The 20,180-nt window shown below is 69.5% G+C and carries 16 protein-coding genes and 1 pseudogene; 10 read left to right on the top strand and 7 right to left on the bottom strand.

The annotated features are described in order from the left end of the window. The 3 genes and pseudogenes from QQA02_RS06105 to QQA02_RS06095 all read right to left on the bottom strand — a co-directional run. The coding region (locus QQA02_RS06105) for a hypothetical protein (RefSeq protein WP_284863650.1) at positions 1 to 299 on the bottom strand (299 nt) is incomplete at its 3' end. Positions 300 to 315: 16 nt separating this feature from the next. Next, positions 316 to 1,376 (bottom strand): annotated as a pseudogene (locus tag QQA02_RS06100) (LLM class flavin-dependent oxidoreductase). A 7-nt stretch (positions 1,377 to 1,383) separates the two neighbouring features. Next, positions 1,384 to 1,755: a hypothetical protein gene (locus QQA02_RS06095; protein ID WP_284773711.1), complete on the bottom strand. Its 372-nt coding sequence runs from the start codon at positions 1,753 to 1,755 to the stop codon at positions 1,384 to 1,386. Between the two features lie 335 nt (positions 1,756 to 2,090). Between QQA02_RS06095 and QQA02_RS06090 the strand changes: the two genes are divergently transcribed. Next, on the top strand, positions 2,091 to 3,446 hold the full coding sequence (locus tag QQA02_RS06090) for a sodium/glutamate symporter (protein WP_284773712.1): 1,356 nt from the start codon (positions 2,091 to 2,093) through the stop codon (positions 3,444 to 3,446). Between the two features lie 130 nt (positions 3,447 to 3,576). After that, the gene (locus QQA02_RS06085) at positions 3,577 to 5,037 is read left to right on the top strand and encodes a DHA2 family efflux MFS transporter permease subunit (protein WP_284863647.1); all 1,461 of its coding nucleotides are present in this window, start codon (positions 3,577 to 3,579) and stop codon (positions 5,035 to 5,037) included. Here QQA02_RS06085 and QQA02_RS06080 read toward each other — a convergent pair. From QQA02_RS06080 to QQA02_RS06065, 4 genes are read right to left on the bottom strand one after another with little or no spacing between them, the layout of a single operon-like run. Beyond that, the gene (locus QQA02_RS06080) at positions 5,034 to 5,435 is read right to left on the bottom strand and encodes a hypothetical protein (RefSeq protein ID WP_284773714.1); all 402 of its coding nucleotides are present in this window, start codon (positions 5,433 to 5,435) and stop codon (positions 5,034 to 5,036) included. The two genes, QQA02_RS06085 and QQA02_RS06080, sit on opposite strands and share 4 nt — an antisense overlap. A gap of 35 nt (positions 5,436 to 5,470) precedes the next feature. Further along, a complete protein-coding gene (locus tag QQA02_RS06075; protein ID WP_284863645.1) occupies positions 5,471 to 6,370 on the bottom strand; it encodes an SDR family oxidoreductase in 900 nt (299 codons plus the stop codon). Between the two features lie 41 nt (positions 6,371 to 6,411). Further along, positions 6,412 to 7,545, bottom strand: a complete 1,134-nt coding sequence (locus QQA02_RS06070; RefSeq protein ID WP_284863643.1) for an MFS transporter — start codon at positions 7,543 to 7,545, stop codon at positions 6,412 to 6,414. A 32-nt stretch (positions 7,546 to 7,577) separates the two neighbouring features. Beyond that, positions 7,578 to 8,156: a TetR/AcrR family transcriptional regulator gene (locus QQA02_RS06065; RefSeq protein WP_284863641.1), complete on the bottom strand. Its 579-nt coding sequence runs from the start codon at positions 8,154 to 8,156 to the stop codon at positions 7,578 to 7,580. 443 nt (positions 8,157 to 8,599) lie between these two features. Between QQA02_RS06065 and clpB the strand changes: the two genes are divergently transcribed. From clpB to QQA02_RS06025, 8 genes are all read left to right on the top strand, one after another. Beyond that, positions 8,600 to 11,161, top strand: coding sequence for an ATP-dependent chaperone ClpB (gene clpB, locus QQA02_RS06060; RefSeq protein WP_284863639.1), 2,562 nt, complete (start codon positions 8,600 to 8,602; stop codon positions 11,159 to 11,161). Positions 11,162 to 11,354: 193 nt separating this feature from the next. Then, on the top strand, positions 11,355 to 12,269 hold the full coding sequence (locus QQA02_RS06055; RefSeq protein WP_284773717.1) for a CAP domain-containing protein: 915 nt from the start codon (positions 11,355 to 11,357) through the stop codon (positions 12,267 to 12,269). Between the two features lie 42 nt (positions 12,270 to 12,311). Next, positions 12,312 to 13,148: a sulfurtransferase gene (locus tag QQA02_RS06050; RefSeq protein WP_284863637.1), complete on the top strand. Its 837-nt coding sequence runs from the start codon at positions 12,312 to 12,314 to the stop codon at positions 13,146 to 13,148. Between the two features lie 59 nt (positions 13,149 to 13,207). Continuing rightward, positions 13,208 to 14,554 carry a TtfA family protein gene (locus tag QQA02_RS06045; protein ID WP_284863636.1) on the top strand — a complete coding sequence of 449 codons (1,347 nt, stop codon included), beginning with the start codon at positions 13,208 to 13,210 and terminating at the stop codon, positions 14,552 to 14,554. Between the two features lie 11 nt (positions 14,555 to 14,565). Next, entirely contained in the window at positions 14,566 to 15,120 is a 555-nt protein-coding gene (gene pyrE / locus QQA02_RS06040) for an orotate phosphoribosyltransferase (protein WP_284863634.1), read from the top strand. Beyond that, positions 15,107 to 15,778 carry a TrmH family RNA methyltransferase gene (locus QQA02_RS06035; protein ID WP_284773721.1) on the top strand — a complete coding sequence of 224 codons (672 nt, stop codon included), beginning with the start codon at positions 15,107 to 15,109 and terminating at the stop codon, positions 15,776 to 15,778. Before pyrE ends, QQA02_RS06035 begins: the two co-directional genes overlap by 14 nt. Before the next feature lie 89 nt (positions 15,779 to 15,867). Continuing rightward, positions 15,868 to 17,097, top strand: coding sequence for a glycoside hydrolase family 76 protein (locus QQA02_RS06030; RefSeq protein ID WP_284773722.1), 1,230 nt, complete (start codon positions 15,868 to 15,870; stop codon positions 17,095 to 17,097). 627 nt (positions 17,098 to 17,724) lie between these two features. Next, positions 17,725 to 20,180 (top strand): YPDG domain-containing protein (locus QQA02_RS06025; RefSeq protein ID WP_284863632.1); only part of this gene is annotated, 2,456 nt, incomplete at its 3' end.

The raw sequence follows: 20,180 nt of genomic DNA, 5'->3' as shown, positions 1-20,180 counted from the left end.
GCGGTGGCCTGGGCGGCGTAGCGGGCGGCGGGCAGGCCGTGGCGGCGCTCGGCGCGCGCCACGGCGGCGAGGCGCGCGGCGACCTCGTCGGAGAGGACGGGCAGGTGCCCGGAGCGTGGCTCCGGGTTGTGCTCGAGGACCCAGGCGGCCGCGTGGGCGACGGTGGGCTCGGCGGCGCGCAGGGAGGGCGCGGCCGCGGCCTGGCCGAGGTCCTCGGCCAGGCGCCCGCGCACGGCGTCGGCGAAGATGTCGGCGTGGCCGCGGATCAGGCGGGCGAGGTCGGCGAAGCTGGCGGGCATGGGCCCAATCTTAGGGTCACTCCAGCCCTGTCATGTCGGTGGCCGGGGTGCCCGGCCGCCAGCCGAGCTCGCCGGCGACGTGGCGGGCGAAGTTCTCCAGGATCGAGGCGTTGACCTCCACGCCCATCGGGTTGGGGATGGTGAGCATGAGGGTGTCCGCGCTCATCACGGCGGAGTCGGCGCGCAGCTGCTCGATCAACTTGTCCGGCTCGGCGGCGTAGGTGCCGCCGAAGGTGACGGGCACGCCCTCGCCGAGCGAGCCGACCTGGTCGCCGGAGGCCAGCGTGCCGAAGAGCTCGCGGTCGCGCCCCGTCACGATGGGAAAGACGGAGCGGGAAACGGACACGCGCGGGGTCCAGGGGTGGCCCGCGGCCTTCCACGCGGTGCGGTAGCGCTCGATCTGCTCGGTCTGCAGGTCGCCGAGCAAGGAGCCGTCGGCCTCGCTGACCAGGGTGGAGCTCATCAGGTTCACCCCGTCGTGGGCGGCCTGCTCGGCGGTGGCGTGCGAGCCGGTACCCCACCAGATGCGGCGGCGCAGCGTCGGCGACTGCGGGAAGACCGGCAGCCCCACGCCCGGGTGGTACATCTGCGGGTACTGGTTCTCCAGGGTGTCGGAGACGGCCATGGCCTCGCCGTCGGCGGCGGCGAGCAGGCGCAGGAACCTCTGCCGGGCCATGTCGCGCCCGTCGGGGGCCTCGGCGGTGTAGCCGAAGGCCTCCCAGCCGCGGCGCGCCGGCTCGGGTGAGCCGCGCGAGACGCCGAGAGCGACCCGCCCGCGGGAGACGAGGTCGAGGGTGGCGGCCTCCTCGGCCAGGTGCAGCGGGTTCTCGTAGCGCATGTCGATCACGCCGGTGCCGACCTCGAGGTTCTCCGTCGCGCCGGCCACCGCGCCGAGCAGGCTCATCGGCGAGGAGTGCTGCGGGGCGAAGTGGTGGACGCGGAAGTAGGCGCCGTTGACGCCGATCGCGTCGGCGCGCCGGGCCAGCTCGACGGCCTGGGTGAGGCTCTCGCCGGCGTCGGGGCCGCTCTGGTGCCCGATGGCGTGGTGTCCGAAGAGAGGCATCCGAAGTATTTCATGCGGCCACTATGGATGACGTGTCAACAACTTCGCGGCCGCACGCCCCTTATCCCGTCCCGCACGCGTCGCACCCACCGTCGACGCGGTCGAGCCGTAGCCCGCGAGCGGCACCCGTGGCTCGCGCTCGGGGGCGACCTCGTCGCGCATCCGGATCCCGCCGCCCGGCTTGCGCGGCCGCAGCGGCGCCAGATGTCCGAGCGCGGGCCTAAAGCCCGTGTTGAAGAAGATGACGTCGGCGTGCGCGGGCCGGGGCTGCGGCGCCCGACTGTCCGGCACCACGAGTTGTTGCTTGGCGACGTCGCGCGACTCGCCGAAGACGACATCGTGCGCCATGGCGGGGGCCAGCGGCCCGCGCGAGACGAGCGTGCCGGCCGCCACGCCCTCGAGGTACTCCGGTCAGGAGGGGATGCCGGTGTTCTCGACCACCGGCCGCGGCGCGCCAACGGGCGCCGCCCGCGGCGGTGACCACCAGGACGTCGTCAATCGCGCGCACCGACTCGACGCGCACGGGGCGCCGATGACGACGACGTCGACGGATGTGTACATGTCACCGAGCCTATCGGGAGCGTGGTGTGACCGAGCTGGTGGTGTGGCGCCCGACGCCGGGAACTAAAGTAGTTGTCTGGTGCACTCCCGAAGGATGGTGCGCCGTCCGCGAATCGGACAGTCTCCGGACGGTCCCGGACCCTGACGGATCTTCACGAGGAGCAGAAGTGGAATACACCCCCTTTTCCCTGCTGATCGACGTTGGATGGATCTCCATCCTCATGGTTATCGGCAACGTGCTGCGGCGCACCGTCCCCTGGTTCCAGCAGCTGCTGCTGCCCAGTCCGATCATCGGCGGCCTGCTGGGCCTGCTGCTCGGGCCGGGCGCGCTGGGCTGGATCGGGTTCTCCGAGAACATGGGCGACTACACGACGATCCTGATCGCCGCCGTCTTCGCCTCCATGCCCTTCTCCATGGTCTTCGACCGCTCCGTGCGCTCGGGCGCGAAGACCATGTGGTCCTACTCGACCGGCATGTTCATGATCCAGTGGGGCCTGTTCATCCTGCTGGGCATCTTCCTGTTCAAGCCGGTCTGGGGAACCGAGGACTGGTTCGGCATGATGCTGCCGACCGGCTTCATCGGCGGCTTCGGCACCGCCGCGGCCGTCGGCTCCTCCCTGGATGCCGCGGGTGCCGACGGCGTGGCCAGCTCGCTGGGCTTCACCTCGGCGACCGTGGGCACGCTGGCGGCCATCGTCGGCGGCGTCATCTTCGCCAACTGGGGCATCCGCACCGGGCGCGCCTCGACCGTGCCCGGCGTGCTGCCCAAGGAGATGCGCTCCGGCTACATCTCCGAGCAGGAGGCGCGCCCCTCGATCGGCAAGGCGACCACCAACCCCTCCTCGATTGAGGCCGTCACCCTGCACGTCGGTGTCATCGCCCTGGTGATCATGATCGCCTACTCTGTCAACGACCTGATCAAGGACTTCTTCCCGGCGGTCTCCATCCCGCTGTTCGCCATGTCCTTCGTCGTCGGCATCGTGGTCAAGCTGCTGATGAACATGGTCGGCGCGCGCGACTACCTCGACCGCGACACGGTCAACTCCGTCTCGGGCGGCGCCACCGACTACCTGATCGCCTTCGGCATCGCCTCGATCATCCCCTCGGCCATCGCCGACTACCTGGTCCCGCTGGTCATCCTCTTCGTGCTGGGCACCGTGTGGTGCACGCTGTTCTTCTTCATCGCCTCGCCGATCTACTTCGGCAAGAACTGGCTCGAGCGCGGCCTCTTCGAATGGGGCTGGGCCACCGCCGCCGTGGCCACCGGTATCGCGCTGCTCAAGATCGTCGACCCGAAGATGAAGTCCGGCACCCTCAACGAGTACGGCGTGGCCTACATCGGCTTCGTCCCCTTCGAGATCGGCATGACCATCGTCGCCCCGATCGCCGCCGTGGCCGGCTGGACCATGGGCCTCGGCATCGTCTCCACGGTGATAGCCGTGGTGGTGCTGGCCACGCCGTTCGTCTTCCGCTGGCTGCCCGGGCACACCCAGGACGAGGCCAGACGGAAAATAATCGGCTGACCGTTGCGGGTCGGGTGATGCGTGGATAGACTGCCCTTCGCTTGACCTGCACCAACCACAATTTCATTGAAGGCCCCGCGCAACCGGACGAATGCGCGGAGGCCTTTTTCGTTGTTTTGAAGGAGCGCGTATGAGCCAGACACCCGCCCCCGAGTCCGAGAAGCTCGACGCCACCGCGGTGACCGTCATCGCGACCCTGGTGGCCACCTCGTTCGTGATGCTGCTCAACGAGACGGCCCTCTCGGTCGCCCTGCCCGTGATCATGGCGGACTTCGAGGTCGCCGCCGCCACCGCCCAGTGGCTGCTCACGGCCGTGATGCTGACGATGGCCGTGATGATGCCGACCACCGGCTGGATCCTGGACCGCTTCACCACGCGCACCGTTTACCTCTCGGCGGCCGTGTTCTTCCTGCTCGGCTCGGTGGCCTGCGCGCTCGCTCCCGGCTTCGGCGTGCTGCTCGGCGGGCGCATCCTGCAGGCCGTGGGCACCGCGATGGTGCTGCCGCTGCAGATGACCGTGGTCATGACCATCGTGCCGCCGGCCCGGCGCGGCACCGTAATGGGCGCGATCTCCGTGGTCATGGCCGTCGGCCCCGCACTCGGGCCGACCTTCGCCGGTGCCGTGATGTCCGTCTCCACCTGGCACACGACCTTCTGGATCATGACCTGCCTCGTGGTCGTCGCCGGGCTCTTCGCCGCCTGGCGGATGACCAACGTCGGCGAGACCCGCATCGCCCCGCTCGACGCGGTCTCGGTGGTGCTCTCCGCCTTCGCCTTCGGCGGGCTGGTCTACGCGCTCAGCTCTATCGGCGCGATCGTGCGCGGCACCGACGCCGCCCCGATCGCCGTCGCCATGGCCGTGGTCGGCGTGATCGGCCTGGCGCTCTTCGTCTGGCGCCAGCTGGCCATGGGGGAGCGGGCGCTGTTGAGCCTGCGCCCGCTGACCGTGCGCAACTTCGTGCTCTGCGCGGTGGTCCTGCTCTTCTTCCAGGCCGCCATGCTGGGCGTGGCCAACCTGCTGCCGCTCTACCTGCAGGGGGCCCTGCTGACCACGGCGCTGCTGGCCGGCCTGGCCACGCTTCCCGGCGGCCTGGTCGAGACGGTGCTCTCGCCGGTCTCGGGTGTGATGTTCGACCGCTTCGGCCCGCGCCCCCTGATCGGGCCCGGCGTGGCCGTCGGCGCGGTGGCGCTCTTCTGGCTGTCCACCGTCGACCACGAGACCCCCTACGGGCTGATCCTGGCCATCTACGCGCTCTTCGCGGTCTCCATGGCCATGACGCTGACCCCGCTGATCACCACCGCGCTGTCCTCGCTGCCCAGCGAGATCTACAGCCACGGCTCGGCGATCTTCAACACCGTCATGCAGTTGGCGGGCGCGGCCGGCACGGCGGTCTCCATCGCCGTCTACGAGGTCGTCGCCGAGTCCCGCGGCGGCGACCCGGCCGCCGTGGGCGCCGGTGCCGGCTGGGCGTTCCTGGTCAACGCGGTGCTGCTGGCCGTCGCCGTCGTCTTCGCCGCGTTCATCCGCCGCCCCGAGGAGGGCGCGGGTGCCGCGAAGGTCACCACGATCACCGAGGAGCCGGCCGCCTAGTTGCCCGGCTTCAGCTCGCCGGCACGGTGCAGCATCGCGGAGGCGACAGTGAGGCGCAGCAGCGTCTCCTGCTTGCCGACGTCCACCCGATCGCCGTCGCAGAACCAGTCACCGTCGGCGGCGGGCGCGGCCACGGCCGCGCCGCGGGCGTCGACGAGCAGCACCCAGCCGTGCGGGTCGCGCGGCTGGAAGATCAGCGTCATGTGGTCGTTCTCGGGCAGGCGGCGCAGCGCGGGGCCGGCCATGGAGCCGGGGATCTCGAGCACGCCCTCGCCGGCGGGGCGCACGAGCACCTCGTGGACGCGCGGGAAGTCGCGCTCGGGGGTGGGCACGAGGATGCCGGGGCCGTACTCGTCGAGCTTCGCGGGCAGTTCGGCCGGGGTGACACGGATGGACATGGCACCCAGGTTAGGCGGGGTCAGCGCAGGCCGGGTCAGTCCAGGCCGTGGCGGCGCGCGAGGATGCCGGCCATCGCGTCGCGGGGCAGCAGGCGGGCGGCGGCGAAGGCCAGCGGGGCCTGCGAGCCGACCGCGTAGAGGGCCGCGGGGCGGGCGGCCGTGACCGGCTTCATCACCTCGGCGGCGACGCGGTGGGCGGGGATGCCGCGCGACTCGTTGCGGTTGAGCCGGCGCAACATGGTGGAGAACTCGTCGGCGTAGGGGCCGGCGGGGTCGACGTAGACGGTGCGCCGGGCCGAGAGCCCGGTGGCGATCGCGCCGGGCTCGACCACGGAGACGCCGACGCCGAAGCCGCGCAGCTCGCGGCGGGCGGCGAAGGCGAACTGGCGCACGGCGGCCTTGGAGGCGCCGTAGCTTCCCCGGTAGGCCAGCGGGAAGCTGCCGAGCATCGAGCCGATGAAGACGATCCGGCCGCGCCGGGAATTGCGCATGCCGGGCAGCACCTTCTGGGTGACCTCGATCTGGCCGATGGTGTTGATCTGGAAGATCCGCTCGAGCGCGGAGCGGGGCAGCTCCTCGACGGGTCCGTTCTGGGACTCGCCGGCGTTGTTGACCAGCACGGTCACCCCGCCGTTCGCGCTGCCGGAGAGCCCGCGGTTGCGCAGCTCGCCGGGCAGCAGGGCGATGGAGGCGGGGTCGGCCAGGTCGAGGGGGAGCAGCTCGACGCCCTCGGGCGCGTTCGCCTTGTGCGGGGCGCGCGAGGTGCCCAGCACGCGGAAGCCGGCGTCGCGTAAGGCCTCGGCGACGGCCTTGCCGATGCCGCTGGTCGCGCCGGTGACCAGGGCGGTCTCCCCGGGGCGCACGGGTGGCAGGTCGGCGGGCAGGAAGGGGACCAGGGCGGTGGCGGAGCGGAGGCGGCGCAGGAGTTTTGCCATGGCAACAGTCTCGCAGGTCTGTGTCGGTCGCGCCGGGGAAATCAGGGGGAGGTGCGCCACCTCGCGGCGGCGAAGGCGGCTAGAGCGGCGAGAGCGCAGCCGGTGGCGGCCAGCGGCACGACCCCGGGCCCACCGGTGGCCAGCACCCACCCGCCGAGTGCGCCGGCGACGGCGACGCCGAGGTAGGTGCCGGAGGTGTTGAGCGCGACCGCGCTCTCCGCGCCGTCGCCGCCGACGGTGAAGTACCAGGAGGTCAGGGACGGGGAGAGGACGAAGGCGCCGAAGGCCTGCGCGGCGACGACGGCGATGAGTACCGAGGCCGGGGCGGGCGGGTCCACGGCGAGCAGCCCGGCGCCCGCGAGCCCGCCTGTGAGGATCCCGGCGCCGAGCAGGAGGGTGCACCGCGGCCCGAGCCGGTCGGCGAGTACCCCGCCGAGGAGGACCCCGGCGACACCCGCCGCCCCGGAAGCGGCGAAGGCTACCGCGCGCAGATCTTGGCCGGGGTGGACGGAAGCGAGGTAGGGCGCGAGGTAGGTCAGCGCCATCATCGACCCGCTGATCGCCACCAGGTTGCCGACGAGCGCGGTGGCCACCGGTCGGGAGGCCACGGCCCGCAGCTGGGCGAGCGGCGAGGCTGCAGGCTCGCCGCGGGGGTCGGAGGGCATCGCCGCGCGCACCGCGAGCAGACAAACCACGGCGGCCGCCCCGAGCACGAGGAAGTTGGCCCGCCAGCCGGCCGCGTGCGCGACGGTGATGCCCACGGGCACGCCGAGCGCGATCGCGCCGGTCACACCCATGGCGACCACCGCGACGTAGCGTCCCACCTTCGCCGGCGGGGCCTGGGCGGCCGTCCAGGAGAACACCGCCGGGGTCACTGCACCGGTGCAAAGGGCGGCGAGCACGCGTAGCGCGAGCAGCACCGCGAAGTGCGGGGCGCAGGCGGCGGCGACGTTGACGGCGGCGAAGGCACCCAGGACGACGGTGAAGAGCCGGCTGCGGCGCACCCCGGCGAGCAGGACCGCCGCCGACGGGGCGCTGAGCGCGACGGTCAGGGAGAACGCCGTGACCAGCTGGCCGGCGGCCTCCTCGGAGACGTTCAGGTCGGCGGAGATGTCGGGCAGGATGCCGGCGATGACGTAGTCGTCCGTGTAGAGCACGAGCGCGGTCAGCAGCATCACCGCCAGCCACGGGGGTGGCGGTCGCTTCCTCATCCGTCGACCCCCGTGGTAAGGGCGGCGCGCACCAGCCGGAGCATCTCGTCGGCGGTGAGTCCGCCGTGGCCGGTGACGGCCTCGAAGGTCAGCCCGACCATCAGCGCGGTGACGGGTTCGGCGTGCGCGGGGTCTGCGCCCAGGGCCGTGAGCACGGCGGCGACCACGGCACGCATGTCCCGGGACATCCGCTCGGTGGTCGCGCGGTAGACCTCGTGGGTGCGGGCGGCGGCCATGAACTCGATGAGCACGGTGTTCTCCGCGCGGCGCTCGGCGTCCAGCGGGAGCAGCTCGGCGAGGACGGCGAGCGCGGAGTCGATGTCGTGGCTGCCGGGGCGCCCGGAGAGGTCGTGGCCGGCCAGCCGGCGGCCCATGCGCTCGCCGGCCTCCTCGGCGGCGTCGGCGAGCAGCTGGCGAGCGGTGGCGTAGGTGTTGCGCACGCTGCCCACGTTGAGCCCGGAGACGCGGGCGACGGTGCGGAAGGACAGGGCCGTGGCGCCCTCCTCGGCCACGACGCGGAAGGCAGCGTCGAGGATGCGGGCCCGGCGGCGGGCGGGGTCGACAATTTTCGGCATGGGGCCGAAAGTATCACAGCTGTGATAAATAAACCGAGACGCGGCGTCTGAGACGTGACGCCTGAGGGCGAAAACTCTCAAGGGTGTGCGATCGGGCGAAACTTTGAGAGATTAGGTGGGGGGCTAATCTCACACGAACTGCGGAAATGGCGTGACCGTGTGAGATTCTCGGGGGTCTTAATCTCACACGAATCGGTCAACCGCCGGAATCGTGCGCGATTTGCGGAGATGGCGCCAATGCGCGGCGTGGGGTCGGGATGTGCGTTGCCGGCACGTGGCGCGCTTGAGTCTCGATCGCTAAAGTTGAGCGACAACGACTCAAAGAATTTTGTCTTGAGTGGAATGGACTCAACCTCTGCGGCGTTGTGGAGGGTGAACAATAAACCGTGCGGCGCGCGCCGGGGTGACCGGCGCGGCGTCGTCAATGAAAGGCACACACACTTATGAGCTCCTTTAACCCCACCACGAAGACTTCGGAGGCGCTGCAGGCGGCCCTGCAGTCGGCCTCCCAGAACGGCAACCCCGACATCCGTCCGGCGCACCTGCTGGTCGCCGTCCTCGAGCAGGAGGAGGGCGTGGCCGCGCCCGTGCTCAAGGCTGCGGGCGTGGACCCGCAGTCCGTGCTCGACGAGGCCAAGAAGCTCGTCGAGGGTTACCCCTCCGCCTCCGGGCAGAACATGGCCAACCCCAACTTCAACCGCGAGGCGCTCAACGCGCTGACCGCGGCGCAGGAGCTGGCCGGCGAGCTCGGCGACGAGTACGTCTCCACCGAGGTGCTGCTCGCGGGCATCGCCCGCGGCGACTCCGACGCCGCCGACCTGCTCAAGGGCCGCGGCGCGACTTACGAGGCGATCACCGGCGCGTTCCCGACGGTGCGCGGCTCCCACAAGGTGACCAACCAGGACCCCGAGGGGCAGTTCCAGGCGCTGGAGAAGTACTCCACCGACCTGACCGCCCGGGCCCGCGAGGGCAAGATCGACCCGGTCATCGGCCGTGACTCCGAGATCCGGCGTGTGGTCCAGGTCCTCTCCCGGCGCACGAAGAACAACCCGGTGCTCATCGGCGAGCCCGGCGTGGGCAAGACCGCCATCGTCGAGGGCCTGGCCCGGCGCATCGTCGCCGGCGACGTGCCCGAGTCGCTCAAGGGCAAGACGCTGATCTCGCTCGACCTGGGTTCCATGGTCGCCGGCGCGAAGTACCGCGGCGAGTTCGAGGAGCGCCTCAAGGCCGTCCTTGAGGAGATCAAGAACTCGAACGGTGAGATCGTCACCTTCATCGACGAGCTGCACACCATCGTCGGCGCGGGTGCCACCGGCGAGGGCTCCATGGACGCCGGCAACATGATCAAGCCGATGCTCGCCCGCGGCGAGCTGCGCCTGGTCGGCGCGACCACGCTCGACGAGTACCGCAAGTACATCGAGAAGGACGCCGCGCTCGAGCGCCGCTTCCAGCAGGTCTACGTCGGCGAGCCCTCGGTGGAGGACACCGTCGGCATCCTGCGTGGACTCAAGGAGCGCTACGAGGTGCACCACGGCGTGCGCATCCAGGATTCCGCCCTGGTCGCCGCCGCGCAGCTCTCGGACCGCTACATCACCAGCCGCTTCCTGCCGGACAAGGCCATCGACCTCGTCGACGAGGCGGGCAGCCGGCTGCGCATGGAGATCGACTCCTCCCCGCAGGAGATCGACGAGGCCGAGCGCATCGTGCGCCGCCTCGAGATCGAGGAGATCGCCCTGGAGAAGGAGTCCGACGCCGCCAGCGCCGAGCGCCTGACCCAGCTGCGCGCGGACCTGGCCGACGAGCGCGAGAAGCTCGCCGAGCTCAAGGCCCGGTGGGCCAACGAGAAGGGCGCGATCGAGAAGGTCCAGAAGGCCAAGGAGGAGCTCGAGCACCTGCGCAACGAGTCCGAGATCGCCGAGCGCGACGGCGACTACGCCCGCGTCTCCGAGCTGCGCTACGGGCGCATCCCGGAGCTGGAGAAGGAGCTCGCCGAGGCCGAGGGTGCGGCGGAGACCCGCGGTGCGGGCGCCATGCTCACCGAGGAGGTCACCCCGGACACCATCGCCGAGGTCGTCTCCGCGTGGACCGGCATCCCCGCCGGCAAGATGCTCCAGGGAGAGACCGAGAAGCTGCTGCACATGGAGGACGAGCTGGGCAAGCGCGTCGTCGGGCAGTTCGACGCCGTCACGGCGGTCTCGGACGCGACCCGCAGGGCGCGCGCCGGGGTGGCCGACCCGAACCGGCCGACCGGCTCCTTCCTCTTCCTGGGGCCGACCGGCGTGGGCAAGACCGAGCTGGCCAAGGCGCTGGCCGAGTTCCTCTTCGACGACGAGCGCGCGATGGTGCGCATCGACATGTCCGAGTACGGCGAGAAGCACTCGGTCGCGCGCCTGGTCGGCGCTCCCCCCGGATACGTCGGCTACGACGCCGGCGGCCAGCTGACCGAGGCCGTGCGGCGGCGCCCGTACACCGTCGTGCTCTTCGACGAGGTGGAGAAGGCCCACCCGGACGTCTTCGACATCCTGCTGCAGGTGCTCGACGACGGTCGGCTGACCGACGGGCAGGGCCGGACCGTGGACTTCCGCAACACGATCCTGATCCTGACCTCGAACCTGGGCGCCGGTGGCTCGCGCGAGGAGATCATGGCGGCGGTGAAGAAGGCCTTCAAGCCGGAGTTCATCAACCGCCTCGACGATGTGGTCATCTTCGACTCCCTCAGCCACGAGCAGCTGACCCACATCGTCGAGATCCAGGTCGCGCGCCTGGCCGAGCGGCTCTCGCAGCGCCGCCTGAGCCTGCACGTCTCCGACGCCGCGAAGAGCTGGCTCGGCGACCGCGGCTACGACCCGGCCTACGGTGCCCGGCCGCTGCGCCGCCTGATCCAGCAGGCGATCGGCGACCGGCTGGCCAAGGAGCTGCTCGCCGGGAACATCGTCGACGGCGACACCGTCGAGGTGGACGTCGCCGACGGCGGCGAGAACCTGACCATCGAGGCGGCCCGCTGAGCGGCACTCCGCTGAGGCGGTAAGCACAAAAAAGGCCGCAGTTCACGCCGAACTGCGGCCCTTTTTGCTGCCGGATCTTTGCTCTCCGGCCTCTCACCGGCCCCGTCTTCCCTGATCGCTCGCAGTGCGGAGCACTCCCCGAAATCTTTAAGGAATGCTGAAAATAAACTGCCCACAATATAAAATTCCGGGCATGAGGAAGATCATCATTGCCGCCGGCGCCGCGCTCGCCGTGCTGGCCGCCCCCGTCCAGGCTCTCGCCGCCCCCTCCCAGACCCTCGGGGTCGAGATGGGCAACGGGACCGTCGTCACCCGCACCGTCAACGTCAACACCGCCGCTGACCGTGAGACCGCGCTGAACTACCTGAAGAAGGTCCGCGCGGACATGTGGGACAGGAACATGCCCTTCGAGGGCACGGGCCTGCAGCAGCTCGAGCCGGACAAGGCCGCCTACGTCAACCGGCTGCAGTGGAGCGGTGACCTGGAGCGCATCGCCTACCAGCGTGCCTTCGAGCAGTACGACGCCCGTGGGCTCTCGCACACGCGCCCGGACGGCTCGAGCTCCTCGTCCGCCACGGTCAACGGCAACGGCGCGTGGGGCGAGAACCTTTGTGGGAACTTCTCGCTGACCGGTTGCCTCAAGGCGCTGACCTACGGTGAGGAGCGTGGCCTGCGGGCTGCCAAGGGAGATTTCTCAGGTGGCGGCCACCTCCACAACGTGCTCAACCCCGCCAGTGACTACGTGGGCGCGGCCTTCATCGGCAAGTGGGGCTCGACCCAGCACAGCTCGTTCCCCTCGAGCACGGCACCGCTGGACATCAAGGGCACCACGGAGTTCTCGGCGGCCACCCCGGACCCCGGCGGCTTCACCTTCCGCAACCAGGGTGGCACCCCGAAGCCCGGCGAGCAGCCCGGTGAGCAGCCCGGCGACAAGCCGGGCGACACCACCAAGCCGGGCGACGGCAACTACACCCCGAACGTCCCCGACCTCTCCTCGCTCAGCTCGAACACCGAGGCCGGCAAGATCATCGGCATCATCTTCGGCGTCATCTCGATACTCATCCCGATCGGCGCGTGGCTGATGAACAGCGGTCTGCTGCCGTTCTAAGTCACACTGCGCACCCGGTCCGGTCTGCATAAGATCGGACCTATGACCAACCTCGTCTCGACGTCCCAGCTCAACCAGCTCCTCGCCCGCGGTGCGGCGGTCAGCCTCATCGCCACCTACTGGGGCCCGCACAAGGACGCGGGCTTCACCCGGTTCGCCTCCGAGCACATCCCCACCTCCGTCTACTGCGACCCGGCCGCCGCGCTCAGCAGCGTGCCGGACTTCCACGTCGGCCGCAACCCGCTGCCGGAGCCGATGCGCCTGCGCGATTGGATCCAGAACTGGGGCGTCGACGAGGACAGCTACGTCGTCGTCTACGACGAGGGCCGCGGCCTGCTCGCCGCGCGCACCTGGTGGACGCTGCGCTGGGCCGGCCTGACCAACGTCCGCATCCTGGACGGCGGTCTGGCCAAGTGGCTCTCCGAGGACCGCATGCACATCGCCGGCCCCGGCACCCTGCCGGGCACCTCGCGCTTCGAGCCGGAGGTCGGCGAGATGCCGGTGCTCAACCTTGAGGAGGTCCGCGAGTTCGACGGGCTGCTCATCGACGCCCGCGAGGCCGACCGCTGGGCCGGGCGCCGCGAGCTTCTCGACGTGCGCGCCGGGCACATCCCGGGCGCGGTCAACGTGCCGGTGCGCAGCCTGCTCAACGAGGACAACACCTTCCGCAGCCCCGGCGAGCTGCGCGAGATCTTCGGCGCCGTCGGCATCACCGGCCCCGAGGACGCGAAGCGCACCTGCGTCTACTCCGGTTCGGGCAACCACTCCGCGCAGCTGCTCGCCGGCATGGAGCTGGCGGGCCTGCCGGGCGCGGCGCACTACATCGGCGGCTGGTCGCAGTGGTCCTACCACGACCTGCCCATCGAGAGCTCCCTCTAGACGGATCCCCGGCCCCGCCCGCCCGCGTGGCCGGGCGCGGTGACGATAGGCTCTAGAGCGTGATTCCGACTCTGCTCTTCCTGCTCGCCGCCCTCGCGCTGCTTGCCGCCCTGGCGTTGTGGAGCCTCGATTCCCGACGCCGCGGTGGTTCCACGGGCGCGCCCGACGCCCGCCCGGAGGCGGGCGCGGCGGCCCCGGCGCCCGAGCCGGCGCCTGACGCCGAGCGGGAGGCCGGGCAGGCCCCCGAGGCTGAGACCGAACCCGAGCGGGAGCCTGCGCCTGAGCCGGTGGACGAGGAGCCGCTCGACGTCGAGGTCGTCGAGGAGCCCGAGACCCCGGAGGCCGCAGCGTCCGCCGCCGCGCCGGTGAACGCAGCCGAGCCGGAACCCGGACCCGAGGCTGAGCCCGAACCCGAGCCCACCCCCGAGCCGGAGCCCACCCCGCAGCGCCGCGGCGGGCTGCACCTGCCGGGCGCGCTGCGCCGCGAGCGCCGCGCCTGGGCCGAGGAGAACGGCTTCAGCTTCGCGCGCGCCGACGAGTACCTGACCGACGAGTGGTCCCGCGGGGCCGCCGCGGCCGGGGCACCCGCCCGCGACGTCGTCAGCGGCACCTTCGCCGACGAGGTCGGCGCCGAGCACGAGTTCCATCTGCTGGACCTCGGCCGCAGCCCGGTGCTCGCGGTGCGCCGCGGCGCGGCCTCCCCGGTCGTGGTGGACATGCGCCGCGCCGGCTCCGTCGGCGAGGAGTCCTCGGACCTGGTGGACGTCACCGAGGCCGCCGGCTTCACCGTGCATGCCTCCGACCAGGGTGCGGCCGCCCGCTTCCTCGACGCCCGCGTCGGGCGGGCGCTTTCCGCCATGCCCTCGGCCGTGACCGCCGCCTGGTGCGAGTCGAGCTGGACGCTCGCCGAGCTCGCCCGCGGCACCCGCGTCGAGGAGGCCGAGGCGGCCCTCGCCCCGCTGTGCCTGCTCTCCGACGCCGCGCGCGTGCTGCCGCCGCGCGGCGCGGGCGTTCCCCTGGACACCGACGGGCTGGACCCGAGCCGGACCACCCCGCCGCCGCACGAGCCCGAGGCCGGCGCCCGCGAGCCCGAGCACGCTCCGGAGGCCCCGGAGAACCCGGTGGCCCGCCCCGAGGAGCCGCTCGAGATGCCCTCCCGGGCGCGCGCCCAGGCCCACGGCGTCGTCGAGCCGCGCGCGCTCGGCGGCGACGAGGTCGACGCCATCGCCGAAGGCGGGCATACCGGCGAGGCCACCGATGACCATCAGGGCACCCGCGTGGTGCGCCGCGGCTCGATGGGGTCCTCGATCTTCGACGACCTGACCGCCGAGCTCGGCCACGACCCGCTCGCCGAGGGCGGCGCCGAGGGGGAGGAGACGGCCCGGGGCGACGACGCGGGGCGCTAGACTTTCTGGCTATGAGCATCAGCGACGTCGCCACCTCCGATCTCGACCGCCTGGCCGAACTCGTCCGCGAACTCGCGGTCGTGCGCGGCAAGGTCATCCTCTCCTCCGGCCGCGAGGCCGACTACTACGTCGACCTGCGCCGGGCGACGCTGCACCACGAGGCCGCCCCGTTGATCGGCAAGCTGCTGCGCCAGCTGACCTCTGACCTGGACTTCGACGCCGTCGGCGGCCTCACCCTGGGCGCCGACCCGGTGGGCACCGCCGTCCTGCACGCCGAGGGCCGGCCGATCGACTCCTTCGTGGTGCGCAAGGAGGCCAAGAAGCACGGCATGCAGCGCCGCATCGAGGGCCCCGACGTCGCCGGCCGCAAGGTGCTGGTCGTCGAGGACACCACCACCACCGGCAACTCGCCGCTGACGGCCGTCAAGGCGCTGCGCGAGGCCGGTGCCGAGGTCGTCGCCGTGGCCACGGTCGTCGACCGGGAGACGGGCGCGGACAAGGTCATCGCGGACGCGGGCCTGGAGTACCGCCACCTGCTGGGCCTGGCCGACCTTGGACTCGAGTAACAGAGCCCCCGGCCCCACCGAGTGGAACGAGGGTCGCCACGGTGTCGGCCCCTGGGCCGAGGAACACCCCGGCGAGCCCGTCCCCGACGACGCGCGCCTGGACCCGGAGCTCCTGGCCGTCGGCGACCGGCGCAACGTCGTCGACGCCTACCGCTACTGGCGCCGCGAGGCGATCGTGGCGGACATCGACCGCCGCCGCCACCCGCTGCACGTGGCCATCGAGAACTTCGAGAACGACGCCAACATCGGCACGGTGGTGCGCACCGCCAACGCCTTCGCCGTCGACACCGTCCACATCGTCGGCCGGCGCCGCTGGAACCGGCGCGGGGCGATGGTCACCGACCGCTACCAGCACCTGATGCACCACGACACGGTCGCGGACCTGATGGACTGGGCCGCAGGGGAGGACCTGACGGTGGTCGCGGTGGACAACACCCCGGGCAGCGTGCCCCTGGAGACCGCCGAGCTGCCGCGGCGCTGCCTGCTGCTCTTCGGTCAGGAGGGCCCCGGGGTCACCGAGTCGGCTCAGAAGGCGGCGCAGATGACCTGCTCGATCGCGCAGTTCGGCTCGACGCGCTCGATCAACGTCGGAGTGGCCGCGGGCATCGCGATGCACGCCTGGGTGCGCCGGCACGCGGATCTTTCCGCCGCGTGGTGAGCACTACCCACTGTGGGCGCTAATATGTGACGGGACGACAACCACGACCGCGCGGGCGCGCGGCGAGCTGGAAGCACAGGACGGGAGACGTGGCGGAGACCACCGGTACAGAGCACGCGGCCTCGGAGAAGTGGGCGCACCGCGCCGACCTCGCGGAGAACGCCATCAACGAGCGCCACGCGTCGAAGCTGTGGGGCCTGCCGCGCACGAACCTCGCCGTCACCGCCTGGCCGCCGACGACCAAGGAGTCGCTGTTCGTGCGCTGGCACTACTGGTGGCAGGCGCACTACCTGGACTGCCTGATCGACGCCTTCGAGCGCCGCGGCACCAAGACTCGCCGGGCGCGGGTGCGCCACACGGTGCGGGGCATCCGCATCCGCAACGGCGGGAAGCTGACCCGCAACCGCTACTACGACGACCGCGCGTGGCTCTCGCTGGCTCTGGGGCGTATCAACGAGCACACCGGGCGGGGCACCAAGAAGCAGACCCGGGACCTCGAACAGGCGATTCTGGCGGGCATCGACGGGCTGACCGGCGTGCTGCCCTGGCGGGTGGGGGAGACCTTCTACAACGTGCCCTCCAACGGCCCGGCGGCGATCATGATGGCGCGCACCGGGCGCCTCGACCAGGCCATCGCCGTGGTCTACTGGGTCATGGAGAACCTGATCAACGACGACGGCCTGGTCATGGACGGCCTGAGGATGCGTATGCACGGCCCCGAGCTGGTGCGCGACATCCACCCCTACTGCCAGGGCGTGATGCTGGGTGCGTGCCTCGAGATCGCCCTGGCGCTGCGCGAGCGCGCCGGCTTCAGCGCCGACGAGTCGATCTCCGGCTGGGCGGACGCGGACCGGGTGGATGACGCGATGCCCTACATCACCTTCGTGCGCTCGCTGGTGCACGCGCTGGCCCTGGAGATGGCCACGCCGCAGGGCGTGATCGACTGGGACACCGGCGACGGCGACGGTGGGCTGTTCAAGGGGATCCTGGCGCGCTACCTCGCGGACGTGGCCGTGCGCCTGCCGGCGGATAGCCCGGCGAACCGGGCGACGAAGAAGATCGCGCGCCGACTGGTGTTCAACTCCGCCGACAGCGTCTGGAACCACCGCCTCGAGGTCGACGGCCTGCCCGTCTTCGCCACGGACTGGACCGACGACGCCCGCCTGCCGCACAACTTCGGGCTGGGCCCGCACTCGCTGGCCGAGCACACGGGCATGGTGCGCATCGCCGAGCGGGACCTTTCGGTGCAGCTTTCGGGCTGGATGCTCATGGAGGCCGCCGCGCGCATCGAGCTGCAGGGCACGCAGGCTGCGGCCTAGGTGGGGCTCGGGGGCCGGGGGTTGTAGATTCGGCCATCCGAAAGGTTGACCACGGATCGGGGGAATTAGCCGAGAAATTCAGAATGGTTCCCGGCTGTGAGGAATATTACTGAATGGGTTTCAATCTGTGGGGAACCTGTCAAGGGGGTGTTGAGGTTCTGTATCGCGAAAAGGGGTGTGACCTGTACCTTTCGGTGCGAATATGCATATAAGACGGTCAAATTGATAGGCCTGTGCTCTGGACTTATGTGTATACATACGCGCAGATTGAGGCATGGGGTCTATTTTGAGGTCATTACCCAAGCCGGGGGCCGCGGAGGAACCTGAAAAAGCATCTAAGGTGAGTTCAGGCGGCGTCCAAGATTTACCCAGCTGCACGTAACTATCCCGCTGGCGTCCGGTCGCCCCTGTCTTGTAGGACCGGCCCCTCGATGAGGTGCCGGACGTCTTGGAAGGAACAAGTTCCTTGAACAGCTCACAGATTATTTTCCGGCGGGGGGGGGCTCTCGGCGCAACGCCGTCGAGGGTCTGAGCCTCAAGCGCCGGATCCGTATCCTGGTCGCCGCCGGTGCGGCGTCCGCTCTGGCCGTCACGGGCTCTGTTGTTGCCCCGCAGGGCGCCGGTATCGTGCCGGCTGCCGTCGCGCAGGAAAGCGAGAACGCTGACGCTGAAGCTGCTGCGGAAGTTGACACTGACGACGTCTCGCCCGAAGCGCCGATCGACGCTGATGCGATCGCGGCGGGGACCATCACCCGTATGGAGCAGGTGATTAATCCCATCCGTTACGATGCGGGCAAGCACACGCTGCAGGGTCGTCTTCAGTATGTGACGCCCAAGGGTGGTGCTCTTTTGGGGGCGGCGGAAGAATACTTCTCGGCCGTGAACGGTATGACGGTCTACGCACAGTGGGTCGACGGTGACGGTGCAGTTTCGCCTGTCTACCAGGCGCAGACCCACAATCTCACGGGCAAGGGAGACGGTGTTTACGTTTTCAAGTTCCCGAAGTGGAAAGATGCTAACGGCAAGGAGCACACTTACGGTCCTGCTACCGACCAGAAGTATCGTGTTTGGGCGGAGCCGACGACTCACCCGGACACGGGTAACCCGTTGGTTCAGATCCGCTCCGCCGGCGGCTACTTCCCCGGCGCCTTCACGTCGACCACCCCGAAGCTCGGTGCGACTGGTAAAGTGGGTTCAACACTTGAGACTGGCGTGTGGATGCACGAACTGCCAGGCGACTACATGAAGGCTGCGGAAGTCAAGACTGACCCCAAGGGCTTTCCGATGGCAGCCAGTGAGTCGATGAATGCCATCACCGGTCGCGTCTGGTTGGAGTCTACTGGCGAATTGGACCTCTTTAAGAGTGCCACTTACTCGGGGGATCCCAATGCACGCGAGTACACGGTCTACGCTTCAGTGCCGACTGAAGAAGGCGCTGCAGCATTCGACCGGATGAAGAAACAGAAGCCGGTGGAAGAATGGGCAGCTGAAACCAAGCGCATCATCGCGGAGCACCCTGAGTACGTGCGTCTTACCGTGAAGGGCAAGACCGACGCCAATGGACAGTACGCACTGCGCTTCCCGGATAAGACCTACTTCAACACTGCTTCGCTGCGTGACAACATCTACATGTGGGTTGAGGATCGCGCGGGCGATCCGATGCCGGCCTACACCAGCTTTGCGAACAACGTTTTCCAGAGCCCTGCCAAGCTGACTCAGTGGGCTGCCAGCCAGCCGGTTTTCTCAGGTGTGCGCTGGAATGCTGTGGACTTCGCAGTAATCCCGCACAAGATCCTGAACCTCGACATCACGAATTTCGACACTACGGAACACCCTGCACAGCCGGGCGATACCGCCAAGCTGAAGCTGAATGGGCGTCTGCCGGATCTGACGAACAAGATTGAGTGGCGTGACGGATCTGGCAAGGTTCTAAAGACCTGTGAGGACATCACCTCCACGGCGGACCTCAAGGGCTGTGAGAACTTCCAGGTCCCGGCTAATGCAAAGAACGGATCGTTCTTCAGGGCCGTCCTGGTTTCCGGGGGCAAGGACATCGCCGCGGACTCGTTCATCGTCGAGGACGCTGATCCGTACGCCGACCGTTTTGAGCCGAGCTACGAGAAGTCCACGCATGAGCCCGGCACCAAGAACGTCAAGTCTGGTGAGCCGAGCTTCAAGACGCAGCCCACGGAAGGCGAAGGCGAAGCGACCGAGATGCCTGAGGGCACCAAGTTCGCTCTCGGTGAGAACGCTCCAGAGGGGGCGACGATCGACGAGAATACCGGTGTAGTCACTCTGGCGGAGCAGCCGGCGGACTCGGTCAATGTCCCGGTCGTTGTCACCTATCCGGACGAGACGACCGACAACACTTCAGTGCTTTTCGAGCCGAGCAAGGCAAAGACGACTGTTGAGGGTGAGGTCACCCCGGTTGATCCGACCGATGAGGAGCAGGACACCGGTATTGACGTCAAGAATCCGGGTGAGGACACGAAGGTGTCTGCCAAGGATGAGGACGGCAAGGACGTGCCGGTTCGTATCGACGACGACGGTAATGTCGTTGTCACCCCGGGTGAAGATGTTGATGGTCCGATCACGGTGATCATCGAGGATCCGGATCTTGACGGCGGTAAGACCGAGGTCGAGGTTCCGGTCAACGGTCACGAGAAGGACCGTGACGACAACGAATCCGAGACGACCCCGTCTGTTGTTACTGACAAGGTGACTGGGGTTGAGGGGCAGGAGATTGATCCGTTCGAGACCGCGAAGGATATTCCGGAGAACGGTAAGGTCGAGGTCAACGGCCTGCCGGAGGGTCTGACTGTTGATTCTGCCACCGGTGAGGTCACCGGTACCCCGGAGAAGCTGACTGACTGGGGTAAGGACGAGGAGACCCGTGATGTCACTACCACGGTGACTATCAAGGGCGCCGACGACGGGACTGTTGCCGGCCCGGAGGAGAAGGTCATCACTATTCAGCGTGATACCGACGGTGATGGCACCCCGGATGTCACTGATGAGGATGACGACGACGACGGTTACACCGACAAGGAGGAGAAGGAGAAGGGTTCTGATCCCAAGGATTC

The organism is Corynebacterium sp. MSK006, from assembly GCF_030232385.1.
GTDB lineage: Bacteria > Actinomycetota > Actinomycetes > Mycobacteriales > Mycobacteriaceae > Corynebacterium > Corynebacterium frankenforstense_A.
The sequence above is the reverse complement of the archived record's forward strand: the minus strand, read 5'-3'. Positions and strand labels throughout refer to the sequence as shown.